3 protein-coding genes are annotated in these 15,120 nt (G+C 76.0%); all 3 read right to left on the bottom strand.

Annotation, left to right across the window (positions count from 1 at the left end; all coding sequences use genetic code 11):
• Positions 1-34 precede the first annotated feature (34 nt).
• Genes AB0M46_RS48550 through AB0M46_RS48540 form a run of 3 tightly spaced genes read right to left on the bottom strand, consistent with a single transcriptional unit; the run spans position 35 to position 14,894 of the window.
• Positions 35-9,553 (bottom strand): beta-ketoacyl synthase N-terminal-like domain-containing protein, encoded by a 9,519-nt coding sequence (locus AB0M46_RS48550; protein ID WP_363348017.1) that lies wholly within the window; start codon positions 9,551-9,553, stop codon positions 35-37.
• A gap of 11 nt (positions 9,554-9,564) precedes the next feature.
• Positions 9,565-14,289 carry a beta-ketoacyl synthase N-terminal-like domain-containing protein gene (locus AB0M46_RS48545; protein WP_363348015.1) on the bottom strand — a complete coding sequence of 1,575 codons (4,725 nt, stop codon included), beginning with the start codon at positions 14,287-14,289 and terminating at the stop codon, positions 9,565-9,567.
• A complete protein-coding gene (locus AB0M46_RS48540; RefSeq protein ID WP_363348013.1) occupies positions 14,286-14,894 on the bottom strand; it encodes a phosphopantetheine-binding protein in 609 nt (202 codons plus the stop codon). Before AB0M46_RS48540 ends, AB0M46_RS48545 begins: the two co-directional genes overlap by 4 nt.
• Positions 14,895-15,120 lie beyond the last annotated feature (226 nt).

Genomic DNA, 15,120 nt, shown 5'->3' with positions numbered 1-15,120 from the left:
ACACGCCGTCCGGGCGGGACGTGGTCTTCCAGCGCTACGACCTCAACATCGGCACCGCGGCGAACCCGACCCTGCGCTGGGAGGGCACCATCGACTGGTCCTCGCCGCCGGCCCCGGCCAGGACGGCGAGGAGCGCGTCCGGGTCGAGGTCGCCGCCGGGCAGGTCGACGAGGCCGCCCCAGGCCCGCGGGCGTTCCAGCCCGGCGACCCGTCCGAAGCCCCAGACCTGGGCCTGGGCGGGGTCGGCGGGGGCGTCGGCCGGGCCGGCGTGCACCGCGCCGCGGGTCAGGCACCACAGCGGCGCCTCGATGCCGGCGTCGCCGAGGGCCTGGGTGAGCGTGACCGTGCCGGCCAGGCCGACCGGCAGCTCGGGGTGGGCGGGCAGTGGCCTGGTATCGAGGGCGAGCAGGGATACCACGGCCCGGGCGCCCGGCGCGGCGTCGCGAAGGCGGGCGGCCAGCGCCGCCCGGCCGGCCTCCTCGGGGGCGACGGTGATGGTGCGGACCTCGGCGCCGGCGGACTGCAGGGCCTTGGCGACGGCGGTGGACGTACCGTCGGCGAGGCCCGACTCCGGCTCGACCAGCAGCCACTCGCCGTCCAGCCCCGCCGCGGCGGGGCCGCCCAGCGGTTCCCACTCGACGCGGTAGCGCCAGCCGTCCACGGTGGAGCTCTCGCGGCGCCGGCGGCGCCAGCCCGACAGCAGGGGCAGCGCGGGCGCGAGCGCGGCGCCGTCGGGGACCTGCAGGGCGTCGGCCACGCCGGCCAGGTCGCCCCGCTCGATCGCGGCCCAGAACTGCTCGTCGGCGGGGTCGCCCGCGAGGACGGGCTCGCCCTGCAGCCAGTACCGCCGGCGGTCGAACGCGTACGTCGGCAGGTCCACCCACCGCTCGCCCGGCCCGCCGAGCAGCGCGGGCCAGTCCACGGCAACCCCGCGCACGTACAGCTCGGCCACCGAGGTCAGCAGCCGCTGCGGGCCGCCCTCGCCCCGGCGCAGCGTGCCGGCCGCGGCGATCGCAATGCCGGCCTCCTCGGCCGTGTCCTGCAGCGCGACCGTGAGCACGGGGTGGGTGCTGCACTCGACGAAGATCCGGTGGCCGTCGGCGAGCAGCGCCCGCACGGCCGCGTGCAGCTCGACCGGGCGGCGGGCGTTCCAGTACCAGTACTGCGCATCGAGCCCCTCGGTGTCCATCGGCTCCCCGGTGACCGTGGACCAGAACGGCACCTCGGCCCGGCGCGGCGACAGCGGCTCCAGCATGGCGGTCAGCCGCTCCCGCAGCGGATCGACCTGCGCGCAGTGCGAGGCGACGGTCGCGGCCACCACCCGGGCGCGCAGCCCGTCGGCTTCGCACGCGGCCACGAACTCGCCGAGCGCCTCCAGGTCACCGGCCACCGCGACCTGGCGCGGGCCGTTGATCCCGGAGACGGCGAGCCGCTCGCCCCAGCGGGCGAGCCGGGCCCGGACCTCGTCGGCGGGCGCGGCGACGGACGCCACGGCCCCGTTGCCGGCGAGCTCGTCGGCGAAGAGCCGGCTGCGCAGGACCACGACCTTGGCCGCGTCCTGCAGGGTCAGCGCGCCGGCCACGCACGCCGCCGCGATCTCGCCCTGGGAGCTGCCGACGACGGCATCGGGGTGGATGCCCTGCGACCGCCAGAGCGCGGCCAGCGAGACCATCACGGCGAAGAGGACCGGCTGGACCACCTCGATCCGCTCGATCGACGGGGCGCCGGGCGCGCCGCGCAGCACGTCGGCCACGGACCAGTCCAGGTGGGCGCCCAGCGCCGCGTCGCACTCGGCGAGCCGGGCGGCGAACACGGGCGAGGCGTCGAGCAGCTCGACGGCCATGCCCTCCCACTGCGAGCCCTGGCCGGGGAAGACGAACACGGTCCGCCCGGCGATGTCGGCCACGCCCCGCACCACGGCCGGGGACGGGCCGCCCCCGGCGAGCGCGTCGAGGCCGGCGGTCAGCTCCTCGCGGTCGCGGCCGATCACCACCGCCCGGTGCTCCAGCGCGGTCCGGGTCCGGACCAGCGCGGCGGCGACGTCCCCCGGCTCATCGCCGAAGTCGCGCAGGCGGCCGGCCTGGGCTCGCAGCGCGCTCTCGGTGCGGGCCGAGAGCGGGAGCAGCGTGATTTCCGGCGGTGATTTGCCCTCTTCGTCCGAATTCAACGCCGGCGGCTGCTCCAGGATCACGTGGGCGTTGGTGCCGCTGATGCCGAACGAGGACACGCCCGCCCGCCGCGGCCGATCGAGCGCCGGCCACTCGCGCGCCTCGGTGAGCAGCGAGACCGCGCCGGAGGCCCAGTCGACGTGCGAGGAGGGGGCGTCGACGTGCAGGGTGCGCGGCAGCACCCCGTGGCGCATCGCCTCGACCATCTTGATGATCCCGGCGACGCCCGCGGCGGCCTGCGTGTGGCCCAGGTTGGACTTGAGCGACCCGACGTACAGCGGCTCGCTCCGGTCCTGTCCATAGGTGGCCAGCAGCGCCTGGGCCTCGATCGGGTCACCCAGGGAGGTGCCGGTGCCATGGGCCTCGACCGTGTCCACGTCGGACGGCCGCAGGCCGGCGTTGGCCAGCGCGGCCCGGATGACCCGCTGCTGCGACGGGCCGTTCGGGGCGGTGAGGCCGTTGGAGGCGCCGTCGGAGTTCACGGCCGAGCCGCGCACCACGGCGTGGATTCGGTAGCCGAGGCGGCGGGCCCGGGACAGCCGGGCCAGCACCAGCACCCCGACGCCCTCGGCGAAGGCGGTGCCGTCGGCCGCTTCGGCGAAGGCGCGGCAGCGGCCGCCCGGCGACAGCGCCCGCTGCCGACTGAACTCGATGAACTCGGCCGGGGTCGGCATCACGCAGACGCCGCTGGCCAGGGCGAGCGAGCACTCGTCATTACGCAGCGCCTGGGTGGCCAGGTGCAGCGCGACCAGCGACGAGGAGCAGGCGGTGTCGACGGTGACCGCCGGGCCCTCCAGGCCGAAGGCGTAGGCGATGCGCCCGGAATGGACGCTCGCCGAGACGCCGGTGCCGAGGTACCCGTCCACGCCCTCCGGCAGTTCCCGCAGGTCGGAGGCGTAGCCGGAGGCGACGGCGCCGACGTAGACGCCGGTGCGGCTGCCGCGCAGCGACATCGGCGGGATGCCGGCCCGTTCCATCGCCTCCCACGTGGTCTCCAGCAGCAGCCGCTGCTGCGGGTCCATGGCGAGCGCCTCGCGGGGCGAGATGCCGAACAGGTCGGCGTCGAACATGGCCGCGTCCTGGACGAAGCCGCCCTCCCGCGCGTACGTGTGGCCGCGCCGGTCCGGGTCGGGCGAGTAGATGCCGGCCAGATCCCAGCCGCGGTCGGCGGGGAACGGCCCGATCGCGTCCACCTCGGACTCGACCAGCCGCCACAGGTCCTCCGGCGAGGCGACCTCGCCCGGGTAGCGGCAGGCCATGCCGACGACCACGATTGGGTCGTCCGCCGCGGCGAGCACGGGTGCGGCCTCCTCCGGCGCCGGCTGGGCCTCCCCCACGAGGGCGACCAGGAGGTGCCGGGCCAGCTCGGCCGGGGTGGGGTGGTCGAAGACGGCGGTGGCGGACAGCCGCACGCCGGTGGCCGCGCCGAGCCGGTTGCGCAGTTCCACCGCGGTCAGCGAGTCGAAGCCGAGGTCCTTGAACGGCCGGTGGGCGTCCACGGCGTCGGCCGAGGCGTGCACCAGCACCGCGGCGGCGTGCCCGCGGACCAGGTCGGTGACCTCGCGCTCGCGGTCGGCCGGGCCCAGGGCGGCCAGCCGGTCGGCGAGCGCCCGGCCGTCGGCGGCGGTGTCGTTCGCGGCCCGCCGCGGCGCCTGGCGGACCAGCCCCCGCGCGAGGGCCGGCAGCTCGCCCTGCAGGGCGAGCCGGCGCAGCCCCGTGGTGTCCACCGGCACGGCCATGAGCAGCGCCGCGTCGGCCGCCGGGGCGGCGTCGAGCAGCGCCAGGCCCTGCTCGGCGGCGATCGGGCGGGACACGCCGCGCATGAGCCGGGCCACGGCGCTGTCGTCGAGGTGCCCGGTCAGCGCGCTGGTCGGCTGCCACAGCCCCCAGGCGAGGGACTGCGCCGGCAGCCCCTGGGCCCGCCGGTGGTGGGCGAGGGCGTCGAGGACGGCATTCGCGGCGGCGTAGTTGCCCTGGCCGGGGCTGCCGAGCACGCTCGCGGCGGAGGAGAACATGACGAACGCGTCGAGGTCCCGCCCGGCGGTCAGCTCGTGCAGGATCAGCGCGCCGTCGGCCTTCGGGCGCAGTACCGTGCCGAGCCGTTCGGCCGTGAACGACTCGACGGTCCCGTCGTCCAGCACGCCGGCCAGGTGCACGACGGCGCGCACCGATTCGGTGTCCAGCAGCCGCCGCACGGCGTCGCGGTCGGCGATGTCGCAGGCGGCGACCCGCACCCGCGGGTCCGGTTCCCCGGCGCCCCCGGAGCGGCCCACCAGCAGCACGTCGCTCACGCCGTGCTCGGTCACGAGGTGGCGGGCCACCAGGCGGCCGAGGGTGCCGGTGCCGCCGGTGACGAGCACCGTGCCCTCGGTGGGCCAGGCCGGGCGGGGCAACCGCAGCACGATCTTGCCGACGTGCCTGGCCTGGCTCATGTACCGAAATGCCTCCGGCGCCCGGCGAATGTCGAACACCGTCACCGGAAGCGCCGGCTCGAGCGACGCCATGACCTCGGCCAGCATCTCCCCGATCCGCTGCGGACCCGCCTCCTGCAGGTCGAAGGCGCGATAGCGCGGCCCCAGGCCGACGCGGACGTCGGTCTTGCCCATCTCGATGAACCGGCCGTGCTCGGCGAGCAGGCCGAGCGAGGCGTCGACGAAGTCACCGGCGAGGGAGTTGAGCACCACGTCGACGGCGGGGAAGCGCTCGGCGAAGCCCAGGTCGCGGGAGGAGGCGATGTGCTCGTCGTCGAGGCCGAGCCCGCGCAGCACGTCCCACTTGGCGGGGCTCGCGGTGGCGAAGACTTCCGCGCCGAGTTGCCGCGCCAGGTGTACCGCGGCCATCCCCACCCCACCGGCCCCCGCGTGCACGAGGACCCGCTCGCCCGCGCGCAGCCCGGCCAGGTCGACCAGCGCGTAGTAGGCGGTGAGGAAGCAGGTCGGGACCGAGGCGCCGCGCTCGAACGACCAGCCGTCCGGGATGCGGGTGACGGTCCGCGCGTCGGCCACGGCGACCGGGCCGAAGGAGCCGGGCAGCAGGCCGGCCACCCGGTCGCCGACGGCCACGTTGCGCACGTCCGGGGCGGCCTCGACGACCACGCCGGCGCCCTCGTTGCCCATGCGGGCCTCGCCGGGGTACATGCCGAGCGCGATGAGCACGTCACGGAAGTTGAGGCCGGCGGCCCGCACGGCGACGCGCACCTGCCCCGGCTCCAGCGGCCGCCCGCCCGCCGCGGATTCGGCCACCCGCAGCCCGTCGGCGGTCCCGGCGCCGGACTCCTCGACGACCCAGCCGTCGCCGGCCGGGAGGCGCAGGTCGCCGTCGGCGCCCGCCCGGGCCAGCCGCGGCACCCGGGCGGCCCCGGCCCGTACGGCGACCTGTGGTTCACGGGCGGCGGCGGCCGCGGAGACCACGGCGGCCAGGGCGGCGGCGGACTCGTCGGTGTCGTCGAGGTCGACCAGCAGGATGCGGCCGGGGTGCTCGGCCTGAGCCGACTTGAGCAGGCCCCACAGCGCCGCGCCGGCCAGGTCGACCGGCCGGCCGGGCTCGGGGGCGGCGGCGCCGCGGGTGACGACGACCAGCCGCGCCGCCTCGAACGCCTCGGCGCTCAGCCAGGCCTGGACCAGTTCCAGGCCCGCGGCGGTCACCCGGTGCACGGCGTCGATCGGATCGCCGCCGAGGCCGGTGCCGCCATCAAGGGCGGTGTCGCCGCCCAGGCCGGTGAACGAGGCTGCGACCAGATCGGGGGCCGGTGCGCCGGCCGTCACCGCCTCGGCCAGCGACGGCAGGTCCCAGGCGCTCGTCGGGGCCAGCCCGGCCGCCCACAGCGCGGTGGTGACGCCGAGGTCATCCGCGCCGACGACGACCCACCCGGCCGGCTCGGGCCGCTCCTCGACCGGCAGCGCAGCCCAGTCCACCCGGAACAGCGCATCGGATCCGGCCGCCGGCCCGGCGTCGGTGAGCGGCCGGGAGACCAGTCGTTCGACCACCGCGACCGGCTCGCCCGCGGCGTCGGCGGCGACGACGGTCACCGCGTCCGGGCCGGCCGGGGAGAGCCGCACGCGCAGGCCGGTGGCGCCGGTGCCGTGCAGGGTCACCCCGGTCCAGGCGAACGGCAGGGCCGGGCCGCCGGTCGGGTCGAGCAGGCCGGCGTGCAGCGCGGCGTCGAGCAGGGCCGGGTGCAGGCCGTAGCGGGCCGCGGTGGCCTGCTGCGGCTCGGGCAGCCGGACCTCGGCGAACAGGTCGTCGCCCCGGCGCCAGGCGGCGCGCAGGCCGCGGAAGGCGGGGCCGTAGCCGTACCCGTTGGCGGCGAACCGCTCGTACGCGTCGCCGACGGGCAGCGGCTCGGCGCCGGGCGGCGGCCACTCGGCCAGCCCGGTCGGGGCCGCGGCCGCGCCGGGGGCGAGCCGGCCCTCCGCGTGCACGGTCCACCCGGCGTCGTCGCGGTCGGGTCGCGAGTGGACGGTCAGCGGCCGGCGCCCGTCGGCGTCCGGTTCGGAGATCCAAACCTGCACCCGTACCGCATCCTCGCCGCCCAGCACCAACGGCGCCTGAATGGTCAGCTCCTCGACCGCCGGGCAGCCGCACTCCTGACCGGCCCTCAGCGCCAGCTCGACGAACGCGGTGCCCGGCAGCAGCACGGTGCCGTTCACGGCGTGGTCGGCCAGCCACGGCTGGGTGCGCAGCGAGAGCCGCTCGGTCAGCAGGTACGCGTCGGCGTGCGCCAGCCGGACCACCGGCTCGTCACCGCCGGGGCTCCCGTCGCCGCTGAGCCAGAACCGTTCCCGCTGGAAGGCATACGTCGGCAGGTCTACCCGCCGCCCGCCGGCCAGCAGCGCCCCGAAGTCGACGCCGATCCCCTGGTTGTGCGCCTCGCCCAGCGACGTGACCAGGCGCCGCATCCCGCCGTCGTCCCGCCGCAGCGTCCCCACCCCGAGCGCGAGCACCGGGTGTGCACTGCACTCGATGAACCCGTCGAGCCCCAGCTCCCGCGCGGCATTCACGGCATCGTCAAACCGCACCGGCTGCCGAAGATTGGTGTACCAATACGTCCCATCCAGCTGAGCGGTATCCAGCACCTCACCCGTCACCGCGGATATGAACGGAACCCGCCCAGATACCGGGCTCAGACCGTCGAGATCAGCCAGAATCTGCTCACGCAGCTCCTCCACCTGCGGCGTATGCGACGCATAATCCACCGGAATCCGGCGCACCCGGATGTCCTCGCCGCAGGAGGCCATGAACTCGTCCAGGGCCTCAACCGGACCAGCGACCACCGTCGCCGACGGACCATTGACCGCCGCAACCGACAACCGGCCGTCGATCAGCTCACGCACCCGATCCACCGGCGCCGCAACCGAGACCATGCCGCCCTTACCGGCAATGGCCCGCAGCGCCTTCGACCGCAGCACCACCACCCGCGCCCCATCCACAATGGACAGCCCACCGGCCACCACCGCGGCCGCGATCTCACCCTGCGAGTGGCCGATCACGGCCGCCGGAGTCACGCCATGCGACTCCCAGACCGCGGCCAGGGAGACCATGACCGCCCACAGGACCGGCTGGACCACATCCACCTGCTCCAACAACTCCGGGTCGGACAGAGCGTCTTGCAACGACCAATCCACCAACGGAGCCAGGGCCCGCTCACACTCGGCGAACACCGGGGAGTCGGCCAACAGCTCGGACGCCATGCCCACCCACTGCGAACCCTGGCCCGGGAAGACGAACACCGCCCGCCGCGGCTCGGTGGCGAGGCCCTCCAGGACGTTCGCCGCGGGTTCGCCGTGGTGCAGCGCGTCCAGGCCCGCCAGCGCCTCGGCGCGGTCCGCGGCGACCACGACCGCGCGGTGGTCCAGGGCCGCCCGGCCGGTCGCCAGCGAGGCCGCCACGTCGAGCAGGCTCAGGTCCGGGTCGTCCCGCAGCCGGGCGGCGAGCCGGGCCGCCTGGTCCCGCAGCGCGGCGGCGGAGCGGGTCGACACGACCAGCGGCAACGGGTGTTCCCAGGTGCCCGCCGGCGATGGCTCGTCCACCGCCTGTTCGAGGATCACGTGGGCGTTGGTGCCGCTGATGCCGAACGCCGACACCGCGGCGCGGCGCGGGCGGTCCTCCGCCGTCTCCCACGGCCGGGCGCGGTCCAGCAGCGCCACCGCGCCGGCGGACCAGTCCACGTGGGACGACGGGTCCTCGGCGTGCAGGGTCCGGGGCAGCACGCCGCGGCGCATCGCCTCAACCATCTTGATGACGCCCGCCACCCCGGCCGCGGCCTGGGTGTGGCCGATGTTCGACTTCACCGAGCCGAGCCACAGCGGGCGGTCGCGGTCCCGGCCGTAGGTGGCCAGGAGGGCCTGGGCCTCGATCGGGTCGCCGAGCCGGGTGCCGGTGCCGTGCGCCTCGACCGCGTCCACGTCGGCCGGCAGCAGTCCGGCGTTGGCGAGCGCGGCCCGGATGACCCGCCGCTGGGACGGCCCGTTAGGGGCGGTGAGCCCGTTGGAGGCGCCGTCCTGGTTCACCGCCGAGCCGCGCACCACGGCCAGCACGCGGCGGCCGTGGCGGCGGGCGTCGGAGAGCCGCTCGAGCACGAGCACGCCCACGCCCTCCGCCAGGCTCATGCCGTCGGCCCGCTCCGAGAACGGCTTGCACCGGCCGTCGGGGGCCAGCCCGCCCTGCTCGGAGAAGCCGAGGAACTCCAGCGGCGTCGACATCACCGACACGCCGCCGACCAGCGCCAGCGCGCAGTCGCCGGCCCGCAGCGCCTGCGCGGCCAGGTGCACCGCCACGAGCGACGACGAGCAGGCGGTGTCGACGGCCACCGCCGGGCCCTGCAGCCCCAGGATGTACGCCACCCGCCCGGGCACGACGCTGGAGGCGCCGCCGGTGGTCAGGTGGCCCTCGTACCCCTGCGGCGCGGGCGACATCGACCAGCAGTAGTCCAGGCCGTAGCAGCCGGCGAAGGTCCCGGTGTTGCTGCCCTGCAGCGACAGCGGGGCGATCCCGGCCCGCTCCAGCGCCTCCCACGACGTCTCCAGGAACAGCCGCTGCTGCGGGTCCATCGCGAGCGCCTCGCGCGGCGCGATGCCGAAGAACGCCGCGTCGAACTCGTCGGCGCCGGGCAGGAAGCCGCCCTCCTGCGACTGCGAGCGGCGGCGCAGCTCGTCGAGGTCCCAGCCGCGGTTGGCCGGGAACGGCGACATGGCGTCGCGCCCGCCGTCGACCACGTCCCACAGGTCCTCGGGGCCGGCCACCCCGCCCGGGTAGCGGCACGCCATGCCGACGATCGCGATCGGCTCGCGGCCCGCCTCCTCCACGGCGCGCAGCCGCTGGCGGGTCTCGTGCAGATCCGCGGTCACGTACTTCAGATATTCCCGAAGCTTGTTGTCGTCCGCCACGGCAGTACCTTTCAGCTCGTCGAATCAGACGCGGGCGTGCCGAACGAGGACCGGATGAACGCGAAGAGCTCCTCGTCGCCGGCGCTGTCGAGCCGGTCGATGACGGAGCCGGCGGGCTCCTCCTCGCCGGCGCCCTCCAGCCGGGCCAGCAGGCTGCGCACCCGGGCGGCCAGCCCAGCGCGCTCGCCCGCGGCGATGGCGAGCCCGGCGACGGCCGCCTCGATGCGCTCCAGCTCGCCCTGCACCGCCGGCACCGAGTCGAGCGGGTTGCCGGCGGCCACCGGCCCGTCGTCGCGCAGCTCCGCCTCGACCAGCTCGGCCAGGGCGGCGGTGGTCGGGTGGTCGAAGACGAGCGTGGTCGGCAGCGTCAGCCCGGTGGCGGCGATGAGCCGGTTGCGCAGCGCGACGGCGGTGAGCGAGTCGAAGCCAAGCTCCTTGAGCGCCTTGCCGGGCTCGACCGACTCCGGGCCGGCGTGGCCGAGCACCGCCGCCACCTGCTCGCGGACCAGCCGCAGCACGATCTCGGCGCGCTCGGTCGCGGACCGGCCGGCCAGGCGCCGCCGCAGCTGCGCCCCGGCGCCCTCGTCGCCCGGCGCGGCGGCAGGGTCGCTCACCCGGCCGGGCCCGGCGAGCCGCTCGAACAGGCGGGTCGGCCGCGCGGCGCCGAAGAGGTCCGCGAACCGGGACCAGTCGACGTCGGCGATGACGGCGGACGGGGCGTCCTCGGCGAGCAGCCGCCGCAGGGCGGCCAGCGCGGTGCCGGGATCCAGCAGCGGCAGGCCGTGCCGGCGAGCCTGCTCGGCGGCCGGCGACACGTCCCAGCTCACCGCGGTGCCGGGATCCAGCAGCGGCACGCCGTGCCGGCGGGCCTGCTCAGCGGCCGGCGGCACGTCCCAGCTCACCGCGCTGCCGGGATCCAGCGGCGACACGCCGTGCCGGCGGGCCTGCTCGGCGCGCTCGCCCCGGTCGGCGGCCGGCGGCACGTCCCACATGCCCCAGCTCACGGCGCTGCCGCCGGCGCCGCGGGCCCGCCGCCGGTGGATGAGCGCCTCCAGCTCGGCCTCGGCGGCGGCGTGGGCCGCGTGCTCGGGACTGCCCCACACGCCGGCCGCGGAGCAGAAGACGACGAACGCGTCGAGGCGCTCGGCGAGGAGGCGGTCGAGCTGGCGTACCGCGGCCGTCTTCGCCTCGATCGCCCGGGCCAGGCCGTCAGCATCGGACCCGGCCAGCGCGGCCAGCGGCACGGGCGCGGGGGTGTGCACGACCGAGCGGACCGGGCGGCCGGCGGCGGCCAGCTCGGCCAGCAGCTCGGCGGTCTGCTCCCCGTCGGCGAGGTCGACGCCGGTGAGCGAGACCGTCACGCCGTCGGCGGTGATCTCGTCGATGAGCCCCCGGCCGACCGGCCCGGTGAGCACGAGGTGCTCGGCGCCGGCGGCCACCAGCCAGCGGGCGACCAGCGGGTCGAGCGGGCCGCCGCCGGTGACGAGCGCGGTGCCGGAGGTCCGCCAGGGCTCGGCCGCGGCGCCGGGCCCGCCGGCCCGGACCAGGCCGCGGCCGTAGGTGCCGGTGGCCCGGACGGCGACCTCATCCTCGGCGCCCGGGTCGGCCAGGACGCCGGCCAGCCGGTCCCCGGCCTTCTCGTCGAGCACGGCGGGCAGGTCGATGACGCCGCCCCACAGCCGCGGGTGTTCCCGGGCGGCGACGCGGCCGAGTCCCCACACCTGCGCCTGCGCGGGGCTGATGTCGGTGTCGGAGGCGCTCAGCGGCAGGGCCCCCCGCGTGACGCACCACACCGGCACCTCGGCGCCCCGCTCGGCCAGCGCCTTGACCAGTACGGCGACGTCCACGGCATCGGCGGCGGCCACGAGGACGCCGGCCGCGTCGCCCAGCTCCTCGCTCACCCGGCCAACCGGCGCCTGCCGCACGGCCGCCCCACGCCCGGCGAGGGCCCGCCCGCACAGCTCGGCGACGGGATCGCCCTCGGGGGCGGCGACCAGCCAGGCGCCGCGCACGGGCTCGTCGTTGGTGTCGACGGGCACCCAGGCCACGTCGTAGCGCAGCGGGTCGGCCGGGACGGCATCGGGCGTGAGCCAGTACCGCTCCCGCTGGAACGGATATGTCGGCAGCTCCACCCGCCGCCCGCCGTCGAGCAGCGGCCGGAAGTCAACCCCGATCCCCTGCGCCCAAGCCTCGCCCAGCGAGGTCACAAGCCGCCGCAACCCGCCATCGTCGCGCCGCAACGTCCCCACCCCGAGCGCGAGAACCGGATGCGCACTGCACTCAACGAACCCGTCCAGCCCAAGGCCACGCGCAGTGTTCACCGCATCTTCAAACCGCACCGGCTGCCGAAGATTCGTGTACCAATACGCCCCATCCAAAAGCGACATATCCAGCACATCGCCCGTCACCGCCGATATGAACGGCACCCGCCCGGATATCGGGTTGAGACCCTCGAGATCGGCCAAAATCTGCTCGCGCAGCTCCTCCACGTGCGGCGTATGCGACGCATAATCCACCGGGATCCGGCGCACCCGAACGTCCTCGCCGCAGGAGGCCATGAACTCCTCCAGCGCCTCAACCGGACCGGCCACCACAGTCGCCGACGGACCATTAACCGCCGCAACCGACAACCGGTCACCCAGAAGCTCACGCACCCGATCCACCGGCGCCGCAACCGACACCATCCCGCCCCGGCCCGCAATCGCCCGCAACGCCCTCGACCGCAGCACCACCACCCGCGCCCCATCCACAATGGACAAACCACCAGCAACCACCGCCGCCGCGATCTCACCCTGCGAATGACCAATCACCGCCGCCGGGACCACGCCATAGGACTCCCACACCGCGGCCAACGACACCATCACCGCCCACAAGACCGGCTGCACCACATCCACCCGCTCCAACAACCCCGGATCAGCCAACGCCTCCCGCAACGACCAATCCACCAACGGCGCCAGAGCCCGCTCACACTCGGCAAACACCGGGGAGTCGGCCAACAGCTCGGACGCCATACCCACCCACTGCGAACCCTGACCCGGGAAGACGAACACCGCCCGCCGGTTCGCGTCCGCGAAGCCCTCCAGCAGGTTCGGGGCGGCGACCCCGGCACCCAGCGCCCGCAGGCCGGCCAGGGCCTCGGCGCGGTCCGCGGCCACCACGACCGCCCGGTGCTCCAGCGCCGCCCGGCCGGTCGCCAGCGACGCCGCAACGTCCAGCAGGCCAGGCTCCGGGACATCGGTCAGGCGCGCGGCCAGACGGTTCGCCGCCGCGCTCAGCGCGCCGACCGATCGGGCCGACAGCACCAGCGGCACCGCCCCTTGGTGCTGCGCCGGGGCGTCCGGCTCGTGCGGCGTCTCCTCCAGGATCACGTGGGCGTTGGTGCCGCTGGCGCCGAAGGCGGAGACGCCGGCCCGGCGCGGCTCATCGGTGCGCGGCCACGGCCGGGCCTCGGTCAGCAGCCGCACGGCGCCGGCCGACCAGTCCACGTGGGACGAGGGCGCGTCGACGTGCAGCGTCTGCGGCAGCTCGCCGTGCCGCATCGCCTCGACCATCTTGATGACCCCGGCCACGCCGGCCGCGGCGGCGGTATGGCCCAGGTTGGACTTGACCGAACCGAGCCACAGCGGGCGGTGGGCCGGGCGGCCCTGACCGTAGGCGAGCTGGAGGGCCTGGGCCTCGATCGGGTCGCCGAGGGTGGTGCCGGTGCCGTGGGCCTCGACGGCGTCGACCTGGCCGGCGCTCAGCCGGGCCCGGACCAGTGCCTGCTCGATGACCCGCTGCTGGGACGGGCCGTTGGGCGCGGTCAGGCCGTTGGAGGCGCCGTCGCAGTTGACCGCGCTGCCGCGCAGGACGGCGAGCACCGGGTGGCCGAGCCGCCGGGCGTCGGACAGCCGCTCCAGCACCAGCAGGCCGGCGCCCTCCGACCAGGCGGTGCCGTCGGCGGCCTCGGCGAAGGCCTTGATCCGCGCGTCGGGGGCCAGGCCGCGCTGGCGGCTGAACTCGATGTAGGCGTCGGGGATGGCCATGACCTGGGCCCCGCCGGCCAGGGCGAGGGTGCACTCGCGCTGGCGCAGCGACTGGGCGGCCAGGTGCAGCGCGACGAGCGAGGAGGAGCACATGGTGTCGACGGTCAGCGCCGGTCCTTCGAACCCGAACGTGTACGACAGGCGACCGGCGACGACGGCCGGTACCGTTCCCGTGAGCAGGTGGCCCTCGATGTCGCGGGCGTCCAGACCGGGATCGGCGCCGTACCCGGAATAGGTGCCGCCGACGAAGACGCCCGTGTCGCTGCCGCGCAGGTCCGCGGGGACGATCCCGGCCCGCTCCAGCGCCTCCCAGGCGACCTCCAGCAGCAGCCGCTGCTGCGGGTCCATCGCGAGGGCCTCGCGGGGCGAGATGCCGAAGAAGGCCGCGTCGAACCCGGCGGCGTCGTCGAGGAACCCGCCCTCGCGCACGTAGCTGCGCCCGAGCCGGTCGGGGTCCGGGTCGTACAGGTCGGCCGGCCAGCCGCGGTCCGGCGGGAACGGTCCGATGACGTCGCGGCCGTCGCGGACCAGGGCCCACAGCGCCTCCGGCGAGTCGACGCCGCCCGGGTACCGGCAGGCCATGGCGACGACGGCGATGGGCTCGTGGCCGGCCGCCTCGGTGGCGGCGAGCCGCGCGCGGGCGTCGCGGAGCTCGGCGGTCACCCACTTGAGGTTCTCCAGCAGCTGCGCTTCCCTCGTGTTGTCCGTCATGACTTACCGAACTCCTCCCGGATCAGCGCGAAGATCTCGTCGGCGCCGGCCGACTCGATTTCGGTGTGGGAACGCTGCTGCGGTACCTCGGCCTCGCCCCACTTGGCGAGCAGCACCCGCAGCCGGCCGGCGACCTTGCGCCGGGCCGCGCCGCCGAGGTCCAGCTGCCCGAGGGTCAGGTCGATCCGGTCGAGGTCGGCGAGCACGGTGGCGTCCGAGGGCCGGTCGCCACCGAGGCGGTCGTGCAGGTCGGCGGCGAAGGCCCGCGGGTTGGGCCGGTCGAAGACGATGGTCGTGGGCAGCTTGAGCCCGGTCGCGGCGCCGACCCGGTTGCGCAGGTCCACGCCGGTGAGCGAGTCGAAGCCGAGGTCCTTGAACGGGGTGACGGGGTCGATGGCGGCCCCGGTGCGGTGGCCGAGCACCAGCGCCGCCTCCCGGCAGACCAGCCGCTCCAGCGTGTCGAGGCGCTCGGGGTCGCCGAGGCCGGCGAGCTGGCGCAACAGTTCCTCGGCCCGCCCGCCGTCGCCGGCCGGCTCGTCCTCGGTCTGCGTCGCGAGCGCCTGCCGCGCCTCGGGCAGGTCGGCCAGCAGCGGGCTGGGCCGCATGGCGGCGAAGGTCCGGGCGAACAGCCCCCACTCGACCCGGGCCCACCGGCGTATTCGGGCCGCTGCTACTCGCCGGCGCGGGCCTCGGTCTCGTGACCGTCCCGCTCAACGTCACCCTCATGTCCACCGTGGATCCCGGCCGTGCTGCTCGCCCGACTGGCGCTCGACAAGACCCTTCACGGCCAGGGCCACGGCGGCGCCCTGCTCGCGGACGCGCTTCACCGGA

Source organism: Dactylosporangium sp. NPDC051485, from assembly GCF_040682015.1.
Taxonomy (GTDB): Bacteria; Actinomycetota; Actinomycetes; order Mycobacteriales; family Micromonosporaceae; genus Dactylosporangium.
This window is presented reverse-complemented; position numbering and strand designations above follow the sequence as displayed.

Bases quoted from the DNA above. Each gene is read 5' to 3' on its own strand.
- AB0M46_RS48545 (WP_363348015.1), bottom strand. From the start codon at position 14,289: ATGACGGACAACACGAGGGAAGCGCAGCTGCTGGAGAACCTCAAGTGG.
- AB0M46_RS48540 (WP_363348013.1), bottom strand. From the start codon at position 14,894: ATGCGGCCCAGCCCGCTGCTGGCCGACCTGCCCGAGGCGCGGCAGGCG.